Source organism: Terrimicrobium sacchariphilum, from assembly GCF_001613545.1.
Taxonomy (GTDB): domain Bacteria; phylum Verrucomicrobiota; class Verrucomicrobiia; order Chthoniobacterales; family Terrimicrobiaceae; genus Terrimicrobium; species Terrimicrobium sacchariphilum.
On record NZ_BDCO01000002.1, the window covers coordinates 2,699,788 to 2,720,289 of the forward strand.

The 20,502-nt window shown below is 57.1% G+C and carries 24 protein-coding genes and 1 tRNA gene; 16 read left to right on the plus strand and 9 right to left on the minus strand.

The genetic code is table 11. The features are described from left to right. Nucleotides 1-5: 5 nt before the first annotated feature. From TSACC_RS12630 to TSACC_RS12650, 5 genes are all read left to right on the plus strand, one after another. The gene (locus TSACC_RS12630; protein WP_075079622.1) at nucleotides 6-983 is read left to right on the plus strand and encodes a type II secretion system F family protein; all 978 of its coding nucleotides are present in this window, start codon (nucleotides 6-8) and stop codon (nucleotides 981-983) included. A gap of 192 nt (nucleotides 984-1,175) precedes the next feature. Further along, on the plus strand, nucleotides 1,176-1,631 hold the full coding sequence (locus tag TSACC_RS12635) for an Hsp20/alpha crystallin family protein (RefSeq protein WP_075079623.1): 456 nt from the start codon (nucleotides 1,176-1,178) through the stop codon (nucleotides 1,629-1,631). Between the two features lie 58 nt (nucleotides 1,632-1,689). Continuing rightward, the gene (locus TSACC_RS12640; protein WP_075079624.1) at nucleotides 1,690-2,064 is read left to right on the plus strand and encodes an Hsp20/alpha crystallin family protein; all 375 of its coding nucleotides are present in this window, start codon (nucleotides 1,690-1,692) and stop codon (nucleotides 2,062-2,064) included. Nucleotides 2,065-2,162: 98 nt separating this feature from the next. Beyond that, the gene (locus TSACC_RS12645) at nucleotides 2,163-3,236 is read left to right on the plus strand and encodes a class I SAM-dependent RNA methyltransferase (RefSeq protein ID WP_084400435.1); all 1,074 of its coding nucleotides are present in this window, start codon (nucleotides 2,163-2,165) and stop codon (nucleotides 3,234-3,236) included. Then, entirely contained in the window at nucleotides 3,236-4,417 is a 1,182-nt protein-coding gene (locus tag TSACC_RS12650) for an aldo/keto reductase (protein ID WP_075080727.1), read from the plus strand. The genes TSACC_RS12645 and TSACC_RS12650 overlap by 1 nt, the downstream gene beginning before the upstream one ends. A gap of 7 nt (nucleotides 4,418-4,424) precedes the next feature. Here the strand turns inward: TSACC_RS12650 and TSACC_RS12655 are convergent, their stop codons facing one another. Beyond that, a complete protein-coding gene (locus TSACC_RS12655) occupies nucleotides 4,425-4,673 on the minus strand; it encodes a hypothetical protein (RefSeq protein ID WP_075079626.1) in 249 nt (82 codons plus the stop codon). A gap of 72 nt (nucleotides 4,674-4,745) precedes the next feature. Here TSACC_RS12655 and TSACC_RS12660 point away from each other — a divergent pair, with 72 nt between their 5' ends. After that, complete coding sequence (locus TSACC_RS12660; RefSeq protein ID WP_075079627.1) at nucleotides 4,746-5,126, plus strand: rhodanese-like domain-containing protein; 381 nt, start codon at nucleotides 4,746-4,748, stop codon at nucleotides 5,124-5,126. Here the strand turns inward: TSACC_RS12660 and TSACC_RS12665 are convergent. From TSACC_RS12665 to TSACC_RS12675, 3 genes are all read right to left on the minus strand, one after another. Next, entirely contained in the window at nucleotides 5,123-5,614 is a 492-nt protein-coding gene (locus TSACC_RS12665) for a PEP-CTERM sorting domain-containing protein (protein WP_075079628.1), read from the minus strand. The genes TSACC_RS12660 and TSACC_RS12665 overlap by 4 nt on opposite strands. A 107-nt stretch (nucleotides 5,615-5,721) precedes the next feature. Further along, nucleotides 5,722-5,982, minus strand: a complete 261-nt coding sequence (locus tag TSACC_RS22125) for a hypothetical protein (RefSeq protein WP_075079629.1) — start codon at nucleotides 5,980-5,982, stop codon at nucleotides 5,722-5,724. 152 nt (nucleotides 5,983-6,134) lie between these two features. Then, entirely contained in the window at nucleotides 6,135-7,013 is an 879-nt protein-coding gene (locus TSACC_RS12675) for a S1 family peptidase (RefSeq protein ID WP_075079630.1), read from the minus strand. A 58-nt stretch (nucleotides 7,014-7,071) separates the two neighbouring features. Between TSACC_RS12675 and rlmN the strand changes: the two genes are divergently transcribed. From rlmN to TSACC_RS12695, 3 genes are all read left to right on the plus strand, one after another. Then, complete coding sequence (gene rlmN, locus TSACC_RS12680; protein ID WP_202815962.1) at nucleotides 7,072-8,148, plus strand: dual-specificity RNA methyltransferase RlmN; 1,077 nt, start codon at nucleotides 7,072-7,074, stop codon at nucleotides 8,146-8,148. A 10-nt stretch (nucleotides 8,149-8,158) separates the two neighbouring features. Next, nucleotides 8,159-8,812 (plus strand): hypothetical protein, encoded by a 654-nt coding sequence (locus tag TSACC_RS12685; RefSeq protein ID WP_075079632.1) that lies wholly within the window; start codon nucleotides 8,159-8,161, stop codon nucleotides 8,810-8,812. A 202-nt stretch (nucleotides 8,813-9,014) separates the two neighbouring features. Then, nucleotides 9,015-9,449, plus strand: coding sequence for a hypothetical protein (locus TSACC_RS12695; RefSeq protein WP_075079634.1), 435 nt, complete (start codon nucleotides 9,015-9,017; stop codon nucleotides 9,447-9,449). A gap of 2 nt (nucleotides 9,450-9,451) precedes the next feature. Here the strand turns inward: TSACC_RS12695 and TSACC_RS12700 are convergent, their stop codons facing one another. After that, a complete protein-coding gene (locus tag TSACC_RS12700) occupies nucleotides 9,452-9,907 on the minus strand; it encodes a YkgJ family cysteine cluster protein (protein ID WP_075079635.1) in 456 nt (151 codons plus the stop codon). Between the two features lie 347 nt (nucleotides 9,908-10,254). Here TSACC_RS12700 and TSACC_RS21860 point away from each other — a divergent pair, with 347 nt between their 5' ends. Further along, the gene (locus TSACC_RS21860) at nucleotides 10,255-10,476 is read left to right on the plus strand and encodes a hypothetical protein (protein WP_153811411.1); all 222 of its coding nucleotides are present in this window, start codon (nucleotides 10,255-10,257) and stop codon (nucleotides 10,474-10,476) included. A gap of 121 nt (nucleotides 10,477-10,597) precedes the next feature. After that, on the plus strand, nucleotides 10,598-10,951 hold the full coding sequence (locus TSACC_RS12710; RefSeq protein ID WP_075079637.1) for a hypothetical protein: 354 nt from the start codon (nucleotides 10,598-10,600) through the stop codon (nucleotides 10,949-10,951). Nucleotides 10,952-10,973: 22 nt separating this feature from the next. On the opposite strand, the gene TSACC_RS12715 is transcribed toward TSACC_RS12710, so the two are convergent. The 3 genes from TSACC_RS12715 to lepA form a co-directional block, all read right to left on the minus strand. Next, nucleotides 10,974-11,047, minus strand: a tRNA-Gln gene (locus tag TSACC_RS12715). A 50-nt stretch (nucleotides 11,048-11,097) separates the two neighbouring features. Next, complete coding sequence (lepB, locus tag TSACC_RS12720; RefSeq protein WP_075079638.1) at nucleotides 11,098-12,198, minus strand: signal peptidase I; 1,101 nt, start codon at nucleotides 12,196-12,198, stop codon at nucleotides 11,098-11,100. A gap of 5 nt (nucleotides 12,199-12,203) precedes the next feature. Further along, nucleotides 12,204-13,997: a translation elongation factor 4 gene (gene lepA, locus TSACC_RS12725; protein ID WP_075079639.1), complete on the minus strand. Its 1,794-nt coding sequence runs from the start codon at nucleotides 13,995-13,997 to the stop codon at nucleotides 12,204-12,206. 88 nt (nucleotides 13,998-14,085) lie between these two features. Here lepA and TSACC_RS12730 point away from each other — a divergent pair, with 88 nt between their 5' ends. From TSACC_RS12730 to modD, 3 genes are all read left to right on the plus strand, one after another. Further along, nucleotides 14,086-14,532: a hypothetical protein gene (locus TSACC_RS12730; protein WP_237763966.1), complete on the plus strand. Its 447-nt coding sequence runs from the start codon at nucleotides 14,086-14,088 to the stop codon at nucleotides 14,530-14,532. Further along, a complete protein-coding gene (locus TSACC_RS12735) occupies nucleotides 14,529-15,179 on the plus strand; it encodes a phosphorylase family protein (RefSeq protein ID WP_075079641.1) in 651 nt (216 codons plus the stop codon). Before TSACC_RS12730 ends, TSACC_RS12735 begins: the two co-directional genes overlap by 4 nt. A 270-nt stretch (nucleotides 15,180-15,449) precedes the next feature. Further along, the gene (gene modD, locus TSACC_RS12740) at nucleotides 15,450-16,301 is read left to right on the plus strand and encodes a ModD protein (protein WP_075079642.1); all 852 of its coding nucleotides are present in this window, start codon (nucleotides 15,450-15,452) and stop codon (nucleotides 16,299-16,301) included. 161 nt (nucleotides 16,302-16,462) lie between these two features. On the opposite strand, the gene TSACC_RS12745 is transcribed toward modD, so the two are convergent. Beyond that, nucleotides 16,463-18,238, minus strand: a complete 1,776-nt coding sequence (locus TSACC_RS12745) for a GH1 family beta-glucosidase (RefSeq protein WP_075079643.1) — start codon at nucleotides 18,236-18,238, stop codon at nucleotides 16,463-16,465. A 242-nt stretch (nucleotides 18,239-18,480) separates the two neighbouring features. Here TSACC_RS12745 and TSACC_RS12755 point away from each other — a divergent pair, with 242 nt between their 5' ends. Together TSACC_RS12755 and TSACC_RS12760 are read left to right on the plus strand one after the other, a co-directional pair. After that, nucleotides 18,481-19,014 carry a hypothetical protein gene (locus TSACC_RS12755; RefSeq protein ID WP_153811412.1) on the plus strand — a complete coding sequence of 178 codons (534 nt, stop codon included), beginning with the start codon at nucleotides 18,481-18,483 and terminating at the stop codon, nucleotides 19,012-19,014. Between the two features lie 18 nt (nucleotides 19,015-19,032). Beyond that, nucleotides 19,033-20,487 carry an MFS transporter gene (locus TSACC_RS12760; RefSeq protein ID WP_075079646.1) on the plus strand — a complete coding sequence of 485 codons (1,455 nt, stop codon included), beginning with the start codon at nucleotides 19,033-19,035 and terminating at the stop codon, nucleotides 20,485-20,487. Nucleotides 20,488-20,502: the final 15 nt, after the last annotated feature.

The window sequence follows — 20,502 nt, forward strand, 5'->3', positions numbered from 1 at the left end:
CCTGCGTGCAACTCAGCTTTCGGCTTAAAGAGCAGCTTTTTCACGAACTCGCCCAATTGGCACAGAGCGGGTTTTCCTTTCTCGGTGCGCTGGAGGTTATGGGACGGAATCCCGCCAGTCGTCTGAGTGCCGCGGCACGCTTGATTCATTCCAACTGGCGCTCCTCTGTCAGTGATGCCCTGGTTGCCTCAGGCTTCCCCGCTCGTGACGCGATAATCGTGGAGGTTGGGGAAAAGTCCGGCCGGCTCGAGGAGGTCTTTCGTGAGCTGAGCGTGCATTACGCAGAGCTCGATGCCGCCCGGAGGATGCTCGTGATGCGATCCGCTTATCCGCTGGTAGTGTTTCATGCTGGTGTGATTCTGCTTTCGATCCCTCTGGCGATTGTCTCGGGTGGCTGGTCGCATTACCTCGCAATGGTCGTTCCGACTTTGGGAGTATTCTACGTGATCATTGTCGGCCTGTGGCTGCTATGGAAATGGCTTCGCAAAAAGCTCGCGGGTGATACGCAGCTGGCCAAAGCGTTTCAATGCGTGCCATTCCTGGGGCGAGCTTTTTCCACGTGGTCTGCGTGGAGCTTCGCGTCAGTTGCCGCAATTTCCATTCGCGCGGGCGGGGGATTTCTTGAAGCATTCTTCTCTGCCGGGCAGGCCTGTGGAAACGCGCTCATGGCGACCGCTTCCCAGAATGTTGTCCATCGCGTCGCCACCGGTACAGCGAACCTGGGGGAGGCTTTTCGCACGGAACCAGGTATGCCGGAGGAACTTGTGCGCGCCGTTGAGACGGGAGAGGCCGCAGGAAAACTTGACGAGGAGCTTTCCCGCGCTTCATCCCGATTTCAGAAGGCCGCCCTCGATCAGCTCAATCTTATCTCCTCCTGGACTCCCAAGGTATTCTACGCCTTTGTGGTGGTTTTCGTGGGTTGGCAGATGATCCACATGGCTGGCGAACTTCGTGATTCGTTTAGCAACGTACTGGAAAACTGAGTCATTCCGTCGCTATTTCACGAGACAATTTTTTCCAGTGAGAGAGTCATCTTGACTCAATAAAGATCAGGAGCAATTTCTGTAAAAAACACATTTCCCGCTGATTATGTGTGTATTACGCAATTTGGTGCGACCTTGGCCTCGGGCGGCATGTTTTAGGCTCCTTGGAAGGGGTTAGGAGGAAATCACCAAATGAGCATCATTCGATATCGCAACCCCGAGTTGGCTACCTGGTCGCCGTATGACCGTCTCTCGTCCCTGCGGGATCTCCTGGATTCCGCGTTTCAACTGGCGAGCAATGCTCCGGGTAATCCCGAGAGCTGGGCTCCAGCGTTGGACATTTTTGAAGACGAGGAAAAGGTCACCGTTCGCGTCGAACTGGCGGGAGTGAAGAAGGAAGACTTCGACATTTCCCTGCAGGATGACGTGCTGACCATCTCAGGAGAACGCAAGGCAGAAACCGAACAACGCGGCAGCGAGAGCTTCCGTAGTGAGCGGTACTTCGGGTCCTTTACCCGCAGCGTCACGCTCCCGTCTCCGGTGAAAGCCGACGCCGTCACGGCGGCTTACCAGGACGGAGTCCTGACTGTCACTCTGCCGAAGGCGGAGGAAGCCAAGCCGAGGAAGATCCAAGTCAACCTAGAATAAACAATCAGGCGCCCGGCAAGAACCGGGCGCGACCAATCAATCCAAGGAGGAATTTATAATGAGCACACTGACCACATGCAGCCCCGCGTCATCGACGCAAGGCCGTCGCATCGAATACATCACGCCCCGCGCCAACCTGCACCATGACGGTGATGGATACACGCTGGAGCTCGAGATGCCCGGCGTTGCCAAGGATGGTGTGGAGATCACCGTGGAAGACGGCAAACTGACCCTGACAGGCCGCCGGGCCGAGGATCAATCCTTCGGCCGCCCAGTATACCGCGAGCGGTCACAGAACGAATACCGAAGGGTGTTCGATCTCGATCCCAGTATCGATACCGACAAGATCACGGCGTCGATGAGCCAGGGATTGCTGACCGTGCGCCTGCAAAAGTCGGAAGCGGTGAAGCCGCGCAAGATCACCGTCGCTTGACGGAGAGTTGAGTAACGAGCCAGTCGAGGGCGCGGGCGCTGAGTCCGCGCCCTTTGCTTTTCCACCTGCAGTAGATTTCCGTTGAGGCGCTGGCAAAGGTGTCTCATAGTCGCGTCTTGGATACGTCGCTGGTTATCGAGCAGGTTACATTTGGCGGAAAAGGCCTGGGCCGCCTGCCGAACGGAAAAGTGTGTTTTGTGCCCCGGGTAATTCCTGGGGAACGCGTCGAATGCCGGATCATCCGGGAAAAGTCGAAGCATGCTGAAGCTGATCTGGTGCGCGTGCTGGAGGCGTCCATGGATCGGGTGCGCCCTAAATGCCCTGTCTACGGAACCTGCGGGGGGTGTTCGTACCAGCATATCGGCTACGAACGCCAGCTCGCGATCAAGACGCAGCAGGTCGAGGATGCGCTCCGCCGCCTGGGAGGTATTCCCACGCCAGTCGTCCACCCCGCTATCCCGTCCCCTCAGCAATACGGATATCGCAACCGCATCAGCGTGCATGTGAGGGCAGGGAAGGTCGGTTTCTTCGGAGCAAAGAGTCACCGGGTCGTCGATGTGGCGGAATGTCCGATTGCCTCGGAGTTGGTCAATTCCGAGCTCAAGGCCCTGCGGGAATCCCAACCGCGAGACGGCGAGTATTCCCTGCGTGAACCGAGCGATTACCGAGGTTTCCGCCAAGTGAACTCAGCGGCAGGTGCGCTTCTCCAAGAGGCGGTGAGTTCACTCTCAGCGCCGGGTGGCGAGTTACTGGTCGATGCCTACTGCGGTGCAGGATTCTTTGCGCACCATCTGCGCGAACAGTATGCCCAGGTGGTCGGCATCGAGTGGAGTGAGGATGCTGTGCGAGCCGCTCGCGATCGTCGCGGAGCCAATGAGATTTACCTGCTGGGTGACGTTGCCCAACACCTCGCTGCGGCATTGGGGTCCGGACCCGCCGAGAAAACCACGGTCCTCATCGACCCACCGTCGGAAGGCATCGATAGTGAAGTGATCGGGCATCTTCTCTCCCGTGAACCGGAACGAATCATCTACGTTTCCTGTAATCCGGCTACACTGGCGCGCGACATCAAGATGCTCGCTACCAAGTACGCCTTTCGGGAAGCCAAGCCAGTTGACATGTTCCCGCAAACCGCAGAAATCGAAGTCGCTGCTCTCCTCCATCGTCTATGATGCACTATCGCCGCTTTGGCCGTACGGAACTCCAGATGCCTGTATTCTCCTGCGGAGGAATGCGATATCAGCAGGATTGGAAGGATACGGAGTTTGACAACATCCTGTCAGAGAACCAAAAACGCCTCGTCGGTTGTATTGAGCGCTCGCTGGCAGTGGGCGTCAACCATATCGAGACGGCGAGGGGATATGGCAGCTCCGAGGTTCAGCTTGGTCAGATCCTGCCACAGTATGATCGGGAGAAGCTGATCGTTCAGACCAAGGTCGCCCCCGCAGAAGCGGCGGATTTTCTCAAGACATTTGAGACCAGTATGGACCGGCTGAAGCTGGATCATATTGATCTGCTGTCGTTTCATGGAATCAACAATCGCAACCTTCTCGACTTGACCCTGCGCAAGGGAGGCGCGCTTGAAGTTGGACGCCAGTTACAAAAGGAAGGCCGCGTGCGCTTTCTCGGGTTCTCCACACATGGAGCATGCGATGTCATTACCGAAGCGATCGAGACCGGGGAATTCGACTACGTCAACCTGCACTGGTACTGGATTAACCAGGTGAACTGGCCCGCCATCGAAGCGGCAACCCGGCACGACATGGGGGTTTTTATCATCAGCCCGAATGACAAGGGCGGGAAGCTCTACGAGCCCTCGGAGAAGCTGCGCGAACTGTGTGAGCCATATTCGCCAATGATCTTTAATGATCTCTTTTGCCTGCTCCGTCCGCAGGTGCATACCCTCAGCCTGGGGGTGGCGAAGCCCGAGGACTTTGACGAGCATCTCAAGGCCCTCGAGCTTTGGCACGATGCGGAAAAGATCGTGGCCGAGGTCGGCGACCGTCTGGAGAATGAGCTTCGTCGGCAGCTTGGCTTTGATTGGTTCGCCCGTTGGCAGGAGGGACTTCCTGCCTGGGAGGATGTACCGGGAGAAGTCAACGTCTGGGAAATTCTCCGGCTGTGGAATTATGCCAAGGCTCTCGACATGGTCGAGTTTGGCAAAATGCGCTACAACCTTCTCGGAAATGCCGACCACTGGTTTCCCGGGAAAAACGCAGCCGAGCTGGACGTAGCGGCGATTTCGCGTTCGGTGAAAGATAGCCCGTTTGCCGAACGTATTCCTGGCGTGCTTGCCGAAGCACACGAACTCCTGTGGGACAAGCCCGTGGAGCGTCTGAGCAAGAGCGACTAGTCGCGAATTACTCCAGATCCTGCGAAGTGACAGTCGTCTGCGCGCGGGAGCCGAGTTCCTTGGCGTGAGCGATCACTTCCTCGGTGTCCTCATTGAAGCGATACCCGTGGCAGTTGGGGCAGGAGGACACGCGCATCGTCACGATCGAGTCGCAACCCTCGCAAATTTTGAAATTCGCGGCGTTTTCGATGATTTTCTTTGCGCGTTCGGCCCGTTCGGCCAAGTGCTGCTCGTCTGCCATTGTGATGGCAGACATACGCCAAACAATTGCTAAACTCAAGGTTTCCTTGGAGTTGCAGATGTATCACCCCCCGATATAGTGCGGCCCATGAAGCATCTCGCCGCTATTCTTTCGATCCTGGCGCTCCTGGCCGGTCCGCTCCTGGCCTCCGATATCAGTCTGCAAGATCTCAAGAAGGCGATTGATTCCAAGACTGTTACGCTGATCGACGTCAATGGTACCGAAAGCTATAACTCGAGACACATCCCGGGTGCGGTGGACTTTTTCGCCTACCAGAAAGATCTCGCGGACAAGCTCCCTGCGGACAAAAACACTCTGATCGTAGCCTACTGCTATAGCCCTCAATGTCCTGCCTACAAACTGGCGGTCGATGCGACAGAAAAACTCGGGTACACCAACGTCAAGCACTTCGCTCCCGGAATCTCGGGGTGGGTGAACGCTGGTGAGCCTACGCAAAAGGGAAACTAGATTCTTCTCTTTCGACTCCGGCGGCGGGTCATCGCGGCCGCTAATATTCCGGCGAGACCCAGCAGCACAAAGCTGGAGGGTTCTGGCACCACGGCCAGTATCCGACTGCCATACACGGACATATCGGCGAAGTACGAGCCATCCCCGATCACTGAGGTATTCCCAGGCTGGGATGGGTAGTTGGCCGAGGCGAGCAGTATGCCCGCGAGCGCTCCCGTGCTGGTAAACACTCCGCCGCCGGAATCCCCGGTAGAGACTTGGGCGTCATCATAGATCTGGTTGAATGTCGTCCCGAGCAGGGAGACATTTCCGAACCCATAATTCGTGATAAACGAGCTTACCGACACCGTATTCGTTCCCCAGCGCTTGCTGGAGCTGTTCAGCCATTTGTAGCCCACGTGAGCCGCTCCGGCTGAACTGGCGAGTTCATTCCAACTCGAGTCCCAGTACGTTGTCGTCGATGCCCCGTCAAAGCCGTTTCCGATCATCGTTACAGACGATCCGGTGGAGATGGATGCAAAACTGAGGGCAGGGAGTGCCGGGCCACTGGCTACCCGGAATACAACGAGGTCAGTGGCGCTGCCATCGGGGTTCGTTATACGGACGGACGATCGGCGATGTAGGAATACGTTGTGCCATTGAGCGTGAAGTCGCTCGGCCCCACATGGCTCGCCGTGAGGACCCAATACCCGGTGCTGTAGTTTCCGAGAAAGACAGCGCTGCCATTGGTGACCTTGCCAACATAGTTCCATCCGCTACCAGCTCCTGTCGACGCGGCGTTTCCGGTATTGTCCCATAGGACAAGTGCAGACGTATTTTCTCCAAAAAAAGCGGAGGCACAAACAGTGCCCGCCATGACAGCTTTCCGTAATTTACTCAGGCCTAACGTCAGGAAAACAGGAGGTTCCACGGCAGATATCCGGTTGGGGGAGTCCGGGTCATTTTGGAAGAAATATTGATGAACGCCAGCCAAATCCTATCAATCCGGCCACATTCCTAACAGGAAACCTAATACCTTCGATGCCGTAACCGCCAGAGAGCAAAGCATGCAACCGGAAGCAGCAAGGCCGGGAGAGCAGGCTCCGGGACTGACGAGTACATCGTCTGGCTAATGAACGTGGAGTAGGAACCTAACTGCACGAAATAGGTGTCTCCATTGGAGTCTACGGCTTCAATCAAACCGACAAGTGACCATGTGCCGCTGGCGGAGTTGTATGCGAAGGCGCCGCCGCCCGAGTCCCCGGGCACGGCCTCGGCGCTGTTTATTACTGTCATGCGGTTCCTCCCCTGCGAGGAGGGGGTTCCGTAGGCAGTGGCGAAATCCGTGGAGGTGTAGGCCGACACAGTCACCTGCACATGGGTGGCGGTCACGGTATTGACGCCCCAGCTTTTCGCACCGCCGCCATACCCGATCATGACAACCTGGGTACTGAAGCTAATGGGGGCCGAACTGCTAATGGAGAGAGCCGGGAGCTGGGGCTCCGAGGAAATCCGAAACATGGTGAGGTCTGCGGAACCCGGGGAAACGGTCGATTCCGCCACGATGGCGTAGGTCGTTCCATTCAGTGTGTAGGTGCCGCTGGAGAGATTGACGTGCGCCGCGGTAATGACCCATCCGTTGCCAAGATAAACTCCCGAGGCTCCTCCGACAGCGCCGACATAATCCCAACCTGTGACTCCGCTTTGACTCCACCCGACATCCCAATTGGGCACGCTGGCGCTTGTCGGTGCCGTCGTTTGATAGGAGGCGTCGTCGACCAGGACGGCACCCGCAGGCTCGGCCAAGGCAATCAGGGCGAGCAGGCTCGCAATGCCGCGGAAAAGAAAGGCTCTTGGCTGATACTTGATCCCGGGTGGCGTGAAGGATATGAAGGACAGCAGCTTCATGGAGGACGACAACGGTTAAACCCGGTTCGTTCGCGCAAAGTTGCAAAATCATTTATTCGTGGACTTTCTTTCTCTCACACAGGACGAACTCGGCGCCGAACTCGAAAAGCTCGGCGAACCGCGCTATCGCGGCGGACAGCTCTGCTCGTGGGTCTACGGCCGTCGGGTGGGGGAGTTTGCCGGGATGACCAATCTCCCCGCGGCTTTGCGGGAAAAATTCTCCTCGAGGTTTTCCCTGCGCCCATTGAAGACGGTGGGCGAGACAGGATCGAAGGATACGACCCGGAAGTTCCTTTTTCAGCTTGAGGACCAGCAACTCATCGAAACGGTGCTCATCCCGGCCTCTCCGGCTTTGTACGGAGAGCGGGCGGATCGACGTACCATCTGTATCTCGAGCCAGGTCGGCTGTGCTTATGGCTGCAGGTTCTGCGCCAGTGGCCTTGACGGGTGGAAACGCAACCTCACTGCCGGCGAAATCGTGGCGCAGTTCCTCGCAGTCGAGGAAATCAGCGGGGAGAAGATCAACAACATCGTCTTCATGGGGATGGGCGAGCCATTCGCCAACTACGATAACCTCCTGCAGGCCATCCAGATCATAAATGCACCGTGGGGCATCGGGCTGGGAGCCCGCCATATCACGGTCTCCACCAGTGGTCTTGTGCCCCGTATCAAGGATTTTGCCGACCAACCGCTCCAGATCCGCCTCGCGATATCCCTCCACGGCGCAACGGACGAAGTGCGAAGCCGAATCATGCCGGTGAATCGCAAGTATCCCGTGGCGGATTTGATGGAGGCTTGCGAGTATTTTTCCGCCCGCAAAAAACAGCACATCACATTTGAGTATATCCTGATCCAGGGTGTGAATGACATGCCTGAGCAAGCCTATGAGCTGGCGCGCCATGCCCGGCGATTTCAGGCCAAGATCAATCTTATCCCTTACAACTCCGTGGAGGGCCTGGAATGGGAACGCCCAGATGTACCGACTCAAGAGCGATTTCTCGGGATACTTCACGATCGGGGGGCGGCTGCCACCCTGCGCCGGGAGAAGGGCCACGACATCGCGGCGGCCTGTGGGCAGTTGCGGCTGCAGGCGGAACGCAAGAAATCCTTTGCACCCGAGGGAAGCGTGGAGTAAGGAAAACCCAATGGCTGACGACGATTTCGACGAAACGCCTGAGGTCTGGGATGAGTACCAATGGGAGCGCTTTCTCCAGCAGCAGGATAGAAACACCGAAAAGTATTTCGGTCTGCTCGAAAAGTATCTCGATCATCCCGAGCGTGACAATATCATCGCCCGTGAAATGGGATGGGAATCCCACGAGGAGGAGGAGGAGGAGTGTTGGGAGGAAGTTTCCGAGGAGTTCTGTGACGAACAGGATTCCGAACAGTCGGAAGCCTCCGACGAGGATTTCGACGAGTTCTCCAAGTCGCCGATTTATCAGGACACGCTGAAGCTCCACACCTGGATCAACAGCTGGATGGATCGCGACGGCACTCTCAAGGACGAACCCGAAGCAATTCGTCTTGCCACGCGGTCCGCTGTCTGCGGTGCAAAGCTCGCTGCGGCGCTTTGCGGAGATGAGTACACGGAGATCGGCATGACCATCGCCTATCTGAAACGTGGTCTCAAGGCTGCCAACGATGCGTTGGACGCAGCTGCGAAGCTGGTCGACCTTGGCAAAATGACGCCTCGCCAGCGCACATCGGTAAATCGCCTTTTGTTCCGTGTCCGTGACCGCATCGTCGACCTGATGAGCGAGTATCGGGCGGAATGGCGCAAGCGCTACGGCGCTTCCTAGTCGTGAGGGTGCGAACCCTCGTGATTGCGGGCCTGGCTTGTCTCGTCATGGCAGCTGGTCTAACCGCTGTTTTTCTTCCGCGGGAATTCTCAATTCTCCCCGCCGGGTCTTTCCAGACAAGGGTGATCTCTTCGTCCGCCGCTGGGGACGGAGTGGCGCTCGACATTCGATCTGCAGAGTCGGCCGATGCGGTGATTATCGAGTGGAGGAGGTTGCGATGATTCGGCTTTGCGCCATTTATTTGATCGTGTCCCTGGGTAGTTTACACGCAGCCGGGGACGTGCTGTGGATCGCCTCGGCCATAGCTTCCCGGGAGGGAACGACCGCTTCTGCTCTTCAAGAGGTGGAGGCCTCTGTCGAGAGGGACTTTGGCCTCGGAGCTCTCAAACTCGAAAAGGAGAAGAAATGGAACATCGCCGTTGGCGAGGGAAGCACGTTCGAGTTTGAAAACGGGTTTACGCTTCGTATCGATTGTGAGTCGATGGATGCCTCCCGTTACCGGTTGGCAGTGGAAATGGCCGATTCTCAGGGCAGGTTGCTCACAACCACAATCGAAGCAGCGAAGCGGGTTCCTTTGATCTTGGCCGGACCAGAGGAAAAAGAAGGTCGACAGCTTTTTGTCGTCCTGGTTCGCTAGGCTTACCCGATCTCGCGCATGCCCTCGCGCACCGCGGCGGGCAGGCCGCTGACCCCCCATCCACCGAGTTCGGCATCGATTTTCTCAAGACGGCGAATGAGGTCGATCACCTCGGAACGCTGGTATGGACCACCTGCACCAGAGCAAAAATGCGTGCGGCAGGCAAACGGACGGTCCTTGTAGATGATACATCGCCCGGTCTGCGGGTGCAGGAGCGGGCAGGCCCCATCGGCCCTCTCGGGAAGCTTGGTCCGCCCGGCTGCTCGCAAGGCTTTGGCCGCCACGATCGCCTCGCCTTTTGTGAGGAAGGGGACGATCCCGGTCAGCTTGAATTGGCAGCACTCTGTTTGCAGCGTGCAGTTGCGCTCGATCGGGCGTGCGGCGAGATCAGCGTAGATCTTGCGGACGTCTTCGATGGCCTGGAGATGGAAGGGATCGCTGCGACGGGCGGATTTCATGGGAAATGGATATCGGTTTGTCTGCGCGCTAAATTTTGCTTACTCTTGATTTCGAACGGGAAGTGATGGACCCATCGGAGAACAAAGCCCGGAACTTGACGAACGAGCTTCGTGCCCTGCGCCAGCGCAGCCGCCCGGATCACACTATCGTTCCCTCCGAAAGACAAGCAACAAGATCGCCGGAAATCATCGAATTAATTCCGGCGGATGATCGGCACCCGCAGCGGACGGGTGGATTGATCGGATTCGGATTACTGCTCGTCGTCCTGGCCTGGGCCTTGGTCGCACCACCTATTTTTACCAGGCAACCTCAGAGCGAAGCGATAGTGCCTCCCAAGGCAGAAATCGTGCCCCCGAGCATCCCAAAGGCCCCGCCACCGACCGTGCTGGAGCCTGTTGCCGTCCCACCGACGGTTATTTCCGCGCCCGTTTCCGCACCTGCGCCGAAGGCGGAGACGATCACGCTTCACAAAGCCGTTCCGGTACGTGCAGCCCAAGGGAAAGTCCTGGAAGATGATGGTTCCGACTCGTTTCGCATCGTAGACCCACCGGAACCTGCGAACCGGTAGGCAAGCCTGAAGGGTCGGGCGATACGTATTTTAGTGCGCCCTGCTTCCTTTTCCGGACTCGCGCCCCCTGAGAAGGGAGAAGCTGCTTGGGCGCTTCTCGACGTTCTCATACCCTTCCGCAATGAGCTACAGAGGCATTCTCCATTCCAAAGGTGACGATTTTTCGGATTGGAAGGGCCCCGAACCCGCTGGAGTCAGCAGCATCGCTGAAAACGCCCTGTCTGCCGGGTGGAGCTGTTTTTACTTATCCTTTATCCCAATTGCCGGGGCTTTCTGTGGAATAGCCGTCATCCCCTGCGCGATCGTTGCCATGGTCATGGGAGAGAAGAGGGAAGGGATAAAACTCCTGATCGTATCGGCAACAACGATCTTCCTGGTCAGCGTGCTCGGTCTGTTTATTGCACTTACGCTGGGATCGGTCTTTGCGCAGCACGCAATCCTCGAGGCCACAAGAAACATTCCCAAGTTTCCATAGGCCAATCTTCAGAAAGAGAGATTGGCTACCCGGCATGGATTCGAACCATGAATAAAGGCTCCAAAGGCCTCTGTGTTACCGTTACACCACCGGGTAAAGAGCGGGACAATATGGGTGTTTATTGCCCCTAAAGCAACGGAATTCCGCTAGTGAATCAAGCCCCAGCGCTTGCTAAATGGCCAGTAGACGAAGAGACCGCGACCGGCGACATTTTGCTCGGGGACCGGCCCCCAGAAGCGGCTATCGCTGCTGTGGTAGCTGTTATCGCCGAGGGCGAAATAGGATTGCTCAGGGACGCGAAACGTACTCTCGGGAGTCTGCAGGTAAGTCGCCTGGAGGAAATTTGAGTACCCTTGATATCCATCCTTCGCGGCGATGACACGTTGAAACACCCACTCACTGGGTGATGCTCCATTAATGAAGAGCTGGGGCGCTGCGATGCGCAGGGTGTCTCCCGGCATGCCTGCCAGACGCTTGATGTAGTGCTGGGAGTCGACGCCCTGAGGCATGCGGATACCGCTGATGCCAGTAGTCTTGAAGACGAAAACATTACCTCGCTGGGGTGGGACAAAGTTGTACGACATCTTGTCCACAAAGACCTGATCGCCGGTATCGACATACCCTCGCACGATCGGTTCTCCTTTGCGCAGGAGCTTTTGCTCGGAGAGGCCAAAGAAGCTGCGGAGTGTGGCTTCCGGAGCAAAAACCGTATAGCGGCTGTTTTCCCCGGTGATGTCGGTAAACGTGAAAAAGTTGAGGTACGTCTTTTCCTTGATTGTCAGGATGATGTCGTCACTGGTGGCCACTTCATTAAAGTAGGATCGGCCGAGCCAGACGAATTCAAACGCCCGCTTCAGGATATTGGGTGGGGGACTATCCTGCGGATTGGCCACGATGCCGTACAGAGTCGGCTGCATGGAGCCCGTGGGAATCTTGAATGGCTGGAGAAAATACGCCCGCACGCCAGCGGCGATTACGATCGCTACGACGAACACCTCAACGTTTTCGCGCAAACCTGCGTTATTTAGCGGGGGGACGATTCGACCGACTTGCTTGTCGATCCGCTCGATGACCTTGCCGATTTCCTCACGCTTGCGCGTCTTCAAGGCAGCCGTCATCGCAGCCTCGAGCTCCCGCAGCGTATCGAGGTCGGCCTCGGAAAGAATGTCCTCCTTGTAATGGATGAGACGCCTGACCGCATGGCGGTAGTGCTTGCCTTCCTTGATATGCCGCGGTGTGAAGAACATAGAAACTAGCTGGTCCGGAGAACCTGAATGAAAGCTTCCTGCGGAATATTCACGGTGCCGATCGCTTTCATGCGCTTTTTGCCTTCCTTCTGCTTTTCCAGAAGTTTGCGCTTACGGGTAATATCTCCGCCGTAGCACTTGGCCGTCACGTTCTTACGCATGGCGCTTACGTTTTCGCGGGCGACGATTTTGCCTCCGATGGCCGCCTGGATGGAGACCTGGTAGAGCTGGGTTGGGATTACCTCTTTCAGCTTGGCGGCAAGAGCACGCCCCCGGCCCTCGGCCTTTTCGCGATGAACGATCGAGGAAAATGCGTCGACCGGTTCGCCATTGACGAGCATCTCGAGCTTCACAAGGTCGGAGGCCCGATAGCCGGCAGGCTCGTAGTCCATGGAACCGTAACCACGGGTGAGCGTTTTGATTTTGTCGTGAAAATCAACGAGGATTTCGTTGAGCGGCAGGGTGGCCGTGATCATGACGCGGCGGGAATCGAGAGACTCGGTGTGCTCCACCGTGCCCCGCTTGTCGAGCATGAGCTGCATCATGTCGCCGATGTTTTCATTCGGAATCATGACGAAGCACTTTACGACCGGCTCCCGGATTTCCTCGATCACGCTCATGTCGGGCAGATTGGCCGGATTGTCGACCTCGAGGCGCTCACCGTTGGTCCGGATGACCTCGTAAATTACGCTCGGATATGTCGCGATGATATCCATGTTGTACTCGCGACGGAGGCGCTCCTGGATGATCTCCATGTGAAGGAGACCAAGGAATCCACACCGGAAACCGAAGCCGAGGGCGACCGAACTCTCCGGCTGGAAGACAAAGGCAGCATCATTGAGCTGCAGCTTGCCCATGGCCATCTTCAGGTGCTCGAAATCGGCGGTGTTGATCGGATAGATGCCGCTATACACCATGGGATTGACTTCCTGGAATCCGGGCAGGGGTTCCGAGGCCGGCCGACGGGCATCGGTAAGCGTGTCGCCGATTTTGATCTCCGCCGTACTTTTGATGTTGGCGATGAAGTATCCCACGTCGCCAGCATTGAGCTGCTTCTGCTGGAACATCTTGGGCGTAAAGACGCCGACTTCCTTGATCTCATAGCTCTTGTTAGTCGACATGAGCTTCACCGCTGTGCCGGGAATGACAGAACCTGACATCACGCGGATGTAGCTGACTACGCCGCGATAACCGTCAAAAACCGAGTCAAATACCAAGCCGCGCAGAGTGTCGTCCTGAGCCTTGGGGGCCGGAATGCGCGCAACGACAGCCTCGAGAATGTCTTGGATGCCGATGCCTGCCTTGGCGCTGGCCGCGATGGCCTCGTCGGCGGGAATGGCCAGAATATCCTCAAGCTGCTTCTTAACCGTCGGGAGATCGGCGTTCGGAAGGTCGATCTTGTTGATGACCGGGATGATCGTCAGGCCTTGCTTGAGGGCGAGGTGGACGTTGGCCACGGTCTGGGCTTCCACGCCCTGGGCGGCATCCACGATGAGCAGGGCACCCTCACAGGCGGCCAGGCTTCGGGAGACCTCATAGGCGAAGTCCACGTGGCCGGGGGTATCGAGGAGGTTCAGGCGGTAGTCATGACCGTCCTTGGCCCGGTAGCGCATGGCGACTGGATGGGCCTTGATCGTAATGCCGCGCTCCCGTTCCAGATCCATGGAATCCAGGAGCTGATCCTGCTTCTCACGTTCGGCAATGGTGCCCGTACTCTCAAGCAGACGATCGGACAACGTCGTCTTGCCATGGTCAATATGCGCGATGATGCAAAAATTGCGCGTGCGTTCGATGGACATCGGGAAAGGCTGGGGAATATCCTAGACGGAATCCCTCGGGTCAACAGTGCAAAAAGAGCAATCCAAACAATTTCAGTTCACGCCGCAGTTGATGTTCGTCCTCGCAATGGTCGGAATGGCCCTGGCGATCCCGATGGTTTGCGTGGTTTTAGCCTATAAAGCCTACTCGACTCCCAGGCAACCTGACCTGCCGCCCGAGGCTCTCGCACCGTTGCAGAAGGCTTTGGAAGACGTGGCGACAAAACAACTGGCCCAACCGGCGCAGTTAAGCTCGGGGACCTCCATTTTGGAGATTTCCGCCAGCAGCAATGAAGCCGGGATGGCATCGATCGAGCGTACGGCATCCGATCTCGGCGGATTCGTCCTGCCCAAGGCGGAGCCGGATAAGGTGCTGGTACAAATACCGACCGAGCGTAGCGAAGTCTTTGCCAAGTCGTTAAAAGGCGAAAACGTGGAGTCGATGAGTAAATCGACGACCGGAGGTGACACCGCGCTGATCGAGGTCCATATTACGATCATTCCTCCCAAGCCATGATTGCCGTCGTCTTTGCCCTGGAATATGAGAGCGCCGTTTACCGGGCTCGATCGAAGCCGCAACTGCTCGTCGACTCCTGGGTGCTGGGCGCAATGGGTGTACGGTGCGTACCGCCGTTTGAGGCGAAGCTTTCCCGGGTTTCGCCGGATATCGTCATTTCAGCAGGTTTCGCTGGCGGGTTGACTCCGGCCACGCGTGTTGGCGACCTGGTCATCGGCCAGAACTATACCGACCCAGGGCTTTTGGAGAAACTGGGGCGGTTGCCCGGATGGCGGCTAGGGGACCTGTATACCGCCGATGCGATTGTGGAAGCTTCCGCGGATAAGCTGCGCCTCGGCGCCTCGACGGGCGCGATGATTGCCGACCTGGAGACAGCCCACTTGGCCGAGGTTTGCCTTAAGCGCGGGATTCCGTTCGTCAGCGTTCGATGCATCAGTGATGCCGCCGATGATGATATGCCGGTGCCTGCTGATGTTTTGATGAATCCGGTGACTGGTCGTCCCGAGCCATTGGCTTTGTTCCGCCATCTCGTGAGCAAGCCATCTTGTGTGCCGGCGTTTAACACGCTCCTTCGGAACGCCAAGGCGGCTCAGTCGAACCTCGCCAAGGGCCTCGATCAGGTCGTCTCCACGTTGCTCCGGAGCTGATTTCCGGTATCCTTTTTCAACGGTTAGCCGCCTAACTATCTCTGCGGCGCTGTTAATAACTCGCGTCTTCATGGCCTTCGCAAGAGGCGCTGTGAGTTATTTCCCAAGTTATCCACAACCACTTAACCGCCTCATATGCACCGTGATATTTAAAACATCATATAATATATGTCATATATAATTGCGTATGACGCTTCCGCTTTAGGAGGCGCTGACCTGAACTGCCCGCTTTTCCGGGTCGCCAGTTCGATCTAGCTTCGAGTTTCCGGTATGCATGTGATTCTCGATGACACTTTGGACCGCTGGATTCGGGAGACCGCGCCAGGCGGCGACCTGACCTGCTGGACGCTAGGCCTCGACGAGCAGCCTGGAACAACGACGTTCAAAGCGCGGGAAGAAATGATGGTTTGCGGCTCGGAGGAAGTCGCCAGAGTCTTTGAAAAGTGCGGAGCGAAGGCTCGGGTTCACATCCCTTCGGGACAAATGGCCCAAACCAACGAGACCCTGGTGACAGCTGAAGGTCCAGTCGGTGCGCTACATATCGCTTGGAAGGTCTCAATCAATATACTGGAATACGCTTCCGGTATTGCCAGTCGGACACGTCGTTTTCTGATCGCGGCCCAGCAAGGGGCCGCAAAGGTTCGCATCGCGGCCACCTGCAAGACGTTCCCGGGAACCCGCGAGTTAAGCGCCAAGGCTGTCTGGGCTGGCGGCGGAATGCTGCATCGGCTCGGCCTATCCGAGACCGTTCTGGTTTTTGACCACCATACGGCATTTTTTCCATCGTTCGACGACCTGATTCGACTGGTACCCGACTGGAAAAGTCGCGCCTGCGAGCGGAAATTCATCGTCGAGGCTGCGTCTCTCGATGAAGCCGAGGCTCTCGCCTGCGCTGGAGTCGATGGCATCCAGTTTGACAAGCTTTCACCCGATCAACTGGCCATCAACGTGCAACGATTGCGCGACTTGCGTCCGGAACTCCTATTAATTGCAGCCGGTGGCGTGACTGAACACAATGCGGCCGAACTCGCAGCCACGGGTGTGGATGTACTGGCTACTTCAGCAATTTACTTCGGCAAGCCAGCCGATATATCAGCCTCAATCCAGCCCCTCCGCTCCTGAGCGGCCGCAGTCCCTACCCGGTCAGGAAATTGCAAGTTCCCTACCCGACGTCACGATTTCCGACGTGGCTGGGTCGAGGCCAAGAGTTCCTTGAGGTCTTTTCGGCAAGGGCGTTCTCACCCTGGTAGTGGCTCGGCCAATGCAACAACTGTAGTCCCCTACTATGGCTTCCAGCTTCGGGATGAGCGCGGATTGATCGCTCGCAACAGCGGGCGGACCTCGATCGCCGTCGCTGAAGGAACGAAGAGTTTCCGGTAACGTCCTGGAGTCTCCCCAGTCAGGCGTTTGAAGACCTTGGCAAAGTGGATGCGATCGGAAAACCCGCAGGCTTCTGCCACATCGTCGATGGTTTTATTGGGATTTTTCAACAGTTCGCGAGCGTGATCGATTCTGACCCTGCGAATGTAGAGGCCGAGTTCCACTCCGGTGTGCTGTTTAAACTTTCTCCCGAGATAGTCCGGATGGCAGCGCAGGCTCTCGGCGAGTTCCTGGATGTTGAAAGGAGCATCGAGATGCGCATGGATATAGCGGATGCTCTCCTTGACGAGAAATGGCGTTTCCTCAGTGCCTCCCGGGAGAAAGGCATCGAGATCGGCGCCATTGGAAGTGATAACGCCGCGATACATGATCGCCGATTCCTTGAGACTTCGTCGCTGGGTTTCGTAATCCACATGGATCAAACCGAAGCGATAGGCATAACCGTGCTGCCACTCAAAGTTGTCCATGGCCGACCAGTAAAAATACCCTTTCACGTCCGTGCCGTCCTGAAGAGCTCGTCGGACTTGCAGAAGGTGCGAATTGAGAAAGTCGATGCGAGCCTGATCGTGCACCTTCCCATCGAGGCCTGGGGAATCCGAGTTGGCCATGCCGTTCTCTGTTACAACGACTGGTATACGGTAATGTCGGTTGATAAAGCGCAGGCCCCAGTAGAGAGCCTTTGGGGTCTGTTTCCACCCACTGGAGGTTTCGGCATGGCCTGGCGGGAATGCCACGGCCACCGGCGCTCCGTCGGGTCCGGCTTTCACCGGGGTCCCCTGAAAGATATTGCAGCCGTAGAAATCGATGGGCTGCTTGATGATTTCCATATCCTTGCTGCCAATCTTGGGGGCGGCATTACCGTAAACGAGCAGGCCGTCGTCGGGGTAACGTCCAAAGATCACCGGGTCGCTCAGCCAAGTGTTATTCCAGATCGTCCCGGGGAAGACGGAGAAGGTAGCCTGACGGGCAGCCTCCGTATCGGCCGATGCATCCGTAAAGGGATAAAAGACGGTCACGGAGGGCGACCAGCCGACCTTGGGAGGTTGTTTTGCGGTAGCTCGGATCGCTTGCACTCCCCGTCCATGGGCGAGCAGGGCATTGTGCATGGCCAGCAGGATTTCCGGGAGTTCGAGGCGCAGGCCTGGAGCGTGTTCTCCTGTGGCATAGCCGAGGCCGACGAAACACTGCGGGTCAGAGAGTGTCACCCAGTTTCGAACTCGATCAGACAGCCTCTGGACGACTGCCTGCGCATACTCGGCAAACCAATGGGGACTCTCCGAGTTCAGCCAGCCACCCCGGAGGAAGAGTTCATAGGGGTAGTCCCAGTGAAATAGCGTCACCCAGGGGTCGATGCCCGCCTCGAGCAGCCGGTCGATCAATCGGTCATAGAAATCCAGCCCCTTTTTGTTCACCGGGCCGACACCCGCAGGCATGACGCGTGGCCATGAGATCGAGAGGCGGTATGCCTTAAGTCCAATCTGGGAAAACAGGGAGATGTCCTCCTCGTAGCGATGGAAGTGATCGCAGGCTTCGCGCCCGGATTGCCTTTCCCGGATATGATCACCGCTGCGGGTAAACATATCCCAGACGGAAAGTCCTTTACCGTCCCGGTCCCATGCGCCTTCCACTTGATAGGCCGAGGTCGAGGCACCCCATACGAAGTGTTCGGGAAAAATCATGATGCTAGGGGAAAACGACTTTTGACGTCGTCGGCTGAGGTTGAGGTCTCAATCTGAGATGAATTGTCCCCTCCATGTCGGATAATGACAAGAAAATTGTCAGAAGCAGCCCTACCATATCACGAGGGATTGAGTACGGTAAGGATGTATCGCCTGCCTCCTCTTTTACCTCGATGTACCCGAGGCGAAGCGCTGCAAAGTCCTTTTGTGAACTACTCCCTGAACCCCAAGCATCCCCCTGTATGATACGCTCCTTCCTCTCCTCAGCATCGATCCTCTGCCTCCTGGCTTCCTCGTCCATCCTCTTGGCAGATTCAAAATTCATCGACTTCGCATCCTTGGACGCAGCCGCAATCAAGGTCGAAAATGGCGCAAGCGTGGCGATCGTGGATCATGAGGGGTCCAAGGCGATCCAATTGACATTTCCTGCGAGCAAGAGCTATCCGGGTTTTGAACTCTCCGCACCGAATGGAGAATGGAATCTTGGCAGTTCTTCGGGCGTCACCGCGGAAGTCACCAACACGAGTTCGGTGAAGGTGGGTGTTTCGCTCCGAGTTGAGAATGCTGGAGACTGGCAGAAAGCCCCTTGGAACTCCAATGTGACCTGGCTTGCACCCGGGGCGACGGGTTCCGTCGTTGTAAAATTCGGCGAGTCCTTTGGAAAGCCCGGATTCGCCCTCGATCCTGCTGCTGTCACCAAGATCAAGGTTTTTGTCGGTACTCCCACTGTCGACGGAACGGTGATCGTGAATTCGATCGAAGGCTTCGACGGCTAGTATCCCGACATTGCAGGAATGAGCGGAACGACTTTCACCGCGTCGGCGGTACCGGGCGCGACCGAGGGGGCCTCGCGCATGCGCGTGGGGACTTTGAGCTATACCCGGGCGGGACTTATCACCCTCTTTGTCTACCTGCTATGGGGCGACTTTTGCTTCACGCTCATGGAGACGGTGGTGCCGAGCATCATGCCGCTCAAGTTCCACGCGATCGGCGCTCCCAACTGGGTGCTCGGCCTCGTGCTTACCACCATTCCCAATCTGATGAATACGGTGATCAACCCGTTCATCAGTTTCCGCAGTGACCGCCTGCGGAGCCGATGGGGGCGACGTATTCCATTCCTCATGGGTGCCACGCCCTTCCTCGTGGTGTTCCTCGCCCTGCTCGGATACGCTGAACCGATTGCCAAGTGGATCTACGCCTCGCTGCTCGGTGGCCAGGGTTCGCAGCTTACCGTCACGCTCGTGGTCATCGGCGTGTTCATGGTGTGTTTCCAGTTCTTCAATCTCTTTGTCACATCGGTTTACTACTACCTGTTTAACGATGTAGTTCCCGAGGCATTTCTCGCCCGGTTTATGGCCCTGTTTCGCATGGTCGGCACTGCAGCGGGGGCTCTCTTCAACGCTTTTGTCTTTCGGTATGCCGAGTCGCATACCGGCCAGATCTTTCTCATCTCGGGCATCCTGTACCTTATCGCGTTCGGCGTGATGTGCTGGCGGGTGAAGGAAGGGGAATACCCTCCCCCGCCCCCCTTGCAGGGTGATAAGCAAAGCGGCTTCCTGGCCAATCTGCGCACGTACGCAGTCGAGTGTTTCTCGCACAAGTTCTACTGGTATTTCTTCCTGGCCAACATGTCCTTCGCCATGACCTGGGTAAGTGGAACCTATGCGGTGCTGACCGCGACAAACATCATCAAGGTCAGTCTGGAAACATTTGGGCAGGTCGCCGGAGCATGCGGCATTGTCAGCCTGTTGCTACTCTATCCGGCTGGAGCGATCGCCGATCGTTTCCACCCTCTCCGGGTGTTGCTTGTTTCCATACTTTTGCAAATCTGTGTCGCTCCGCTCTCGATCACCTTTCTTTTCAGCCGTGGAGCCATTCCCGATTCCACGGCACTTGCGATCTACATCGGACTCAGTGCGTTGAGTCTTCCGATCGGAACGCTTCACGCAGCATCGGAGTTGCCGATGTTCATGAAACTCCTGCCACGGGAGAGATACGGTCAATTTTGTTCCGCTAATGCCCTGATCCGTTCAGTCGGCCTGATGGTCGGGGGGCTTGCCTGCGGAATGTTCCTTGATGCGGTCAAAGTCTTCGGCGCAACTCCGGATCAGTGCTACCGGTTTGTGCCGGTCTGGAATCTCACGTGGCTCATTTCCGCGGGAGTCTTTTACAGCCTGCTTTACCGGGAGTGGAAGACGCTCGGAGGCAACTCGGGGAATTACGTACCGCCCCAAGCCGGGAAGGCCTGACCTCACCGGCCAGCC

Bases quoted from the DNA above. Each gene is read 5' to 3' on its own strand.
- lepB (WP_075079638.1), bottom strand. From the start codon at position 12,198: ATGTTCTTCACACCGCGGCATATCAAGGAAGGCAAGCACTACCGCCAT.
- TSACC_RS12710 (WP_075079637.1), top strand. From the start codon at position 10,598: ATGAGCTACAGAGGCATTCTCCATTCCAAAGGTGACGATTTTTCGGAT.
- TSACC_RS22125 (WP_075079629.1), bottom strand. From the start codon at position 5,982: ATGGCGGGCACTGTTTGTGCCTCCGCTTTTTTTGGAGAAAATACGTCT.
- TSACC_RS12665 (WP_075079628.1), bottom strand. From the start codon at position 5,614: ATGATCGGAAACGGCTTTGACGGGGCATCGACGACAACGTACTGGGAC.
- TSACC_RS12650 (WP_075080727.1), top strand. From the start codon at position 3,236: ATGCACTATCGCCGCTTTGGCCGTACGGAACTCCAGATGCCTGTATTC.
- TSACC_RS12760 (WP_075079646.1), top strand. From the start codon at position 19,033: ATGAGCGGAACGACTTTCACCGCGTCGGCGGTACCGGGCGCGACCGAG.
- TSACC_RS12700 (WP_075079635.1), bottom strand. From the start codon at position 9,907: ATGAAATCCGCCCGTCGCAGCGATCCCTTCCATCTCCAGGCCATCGAA.
- TSACC_RS12640 (WP_075079624.1), top strand. From the start codon at position 1,690: ATGAGCACACTGACCACATGCAGCCCCGCGTCATCGACGCAAGGCCGT.
- lepA (WP_075079639.1), bottom strand. From the start codon at position 13,997: ATGTCCATCGAACGCACGCGCAATTTTTGCATCATCGCGCATATTGAC.
- TSACC_RS12675 (WP_075079630.1), bottom strand. From the start codon at position 7,013: ATGAAGCTGCTGTCCTTCATATCCTTCACGCCACCCGGGATCAAGTAT.
- TSACC_RS12660 (WP_075079627.1), top strand. From the start codon at position 4,746: ATGAAGCATCTCGCCGCTATTCTTTCGATCCTGGCGCTCCTGGCCGGT.
- TSACC_RS12685 (WP_075079632.1), top strand. From the start codon at position 8,159: ATGGCTGACGACGATTTCGACGAAACGCCTGAGGTCTGGGATGAGTAC.
- TSACC_RS12735 (WP_075079641.1), top strand. From the start codon at position 14,529: ATGATTGCCGTCGTCTTTGCCCTGGAATATGAGAGCGCCGTTTACCGG.
- TSACC_RS12655 (WP_075079626.1), bottom strand. From the start codon at position 4,673: ATGTCTGCCATCACAATGGCAGACGAGCAGCACTTGGCCGAACGGGCC.
- TSACC_RS12755 (WP_153811412.1), top strand. From the start codon at position 18,481: ATGATACGCTCCTTCCTCTCCTCAGCATCGATCCTCTGCCTCCTGGCT.
- TSACC_RS12745 (WP_075079643.1), bottom strand. From the start codon at position 18,238: ATGATTTTTCCCGAACACTTCGTATGGGGTGCCTCGACCTCGGCCTAT.
- modD (WP_075079642.1), top strand. From the start codon at position 15,450: ATGCATGTGATTCTCGATGACACTTTGGACCGCTGGATTCGGGAGACC.
- TSACC_RS12635 (WP_075079623.1), top strand. From the start codon at position 1,176: ATGAGCATCATTCGATATCGCAACCCCGAGTTGGCTACCTGGTCGCCG.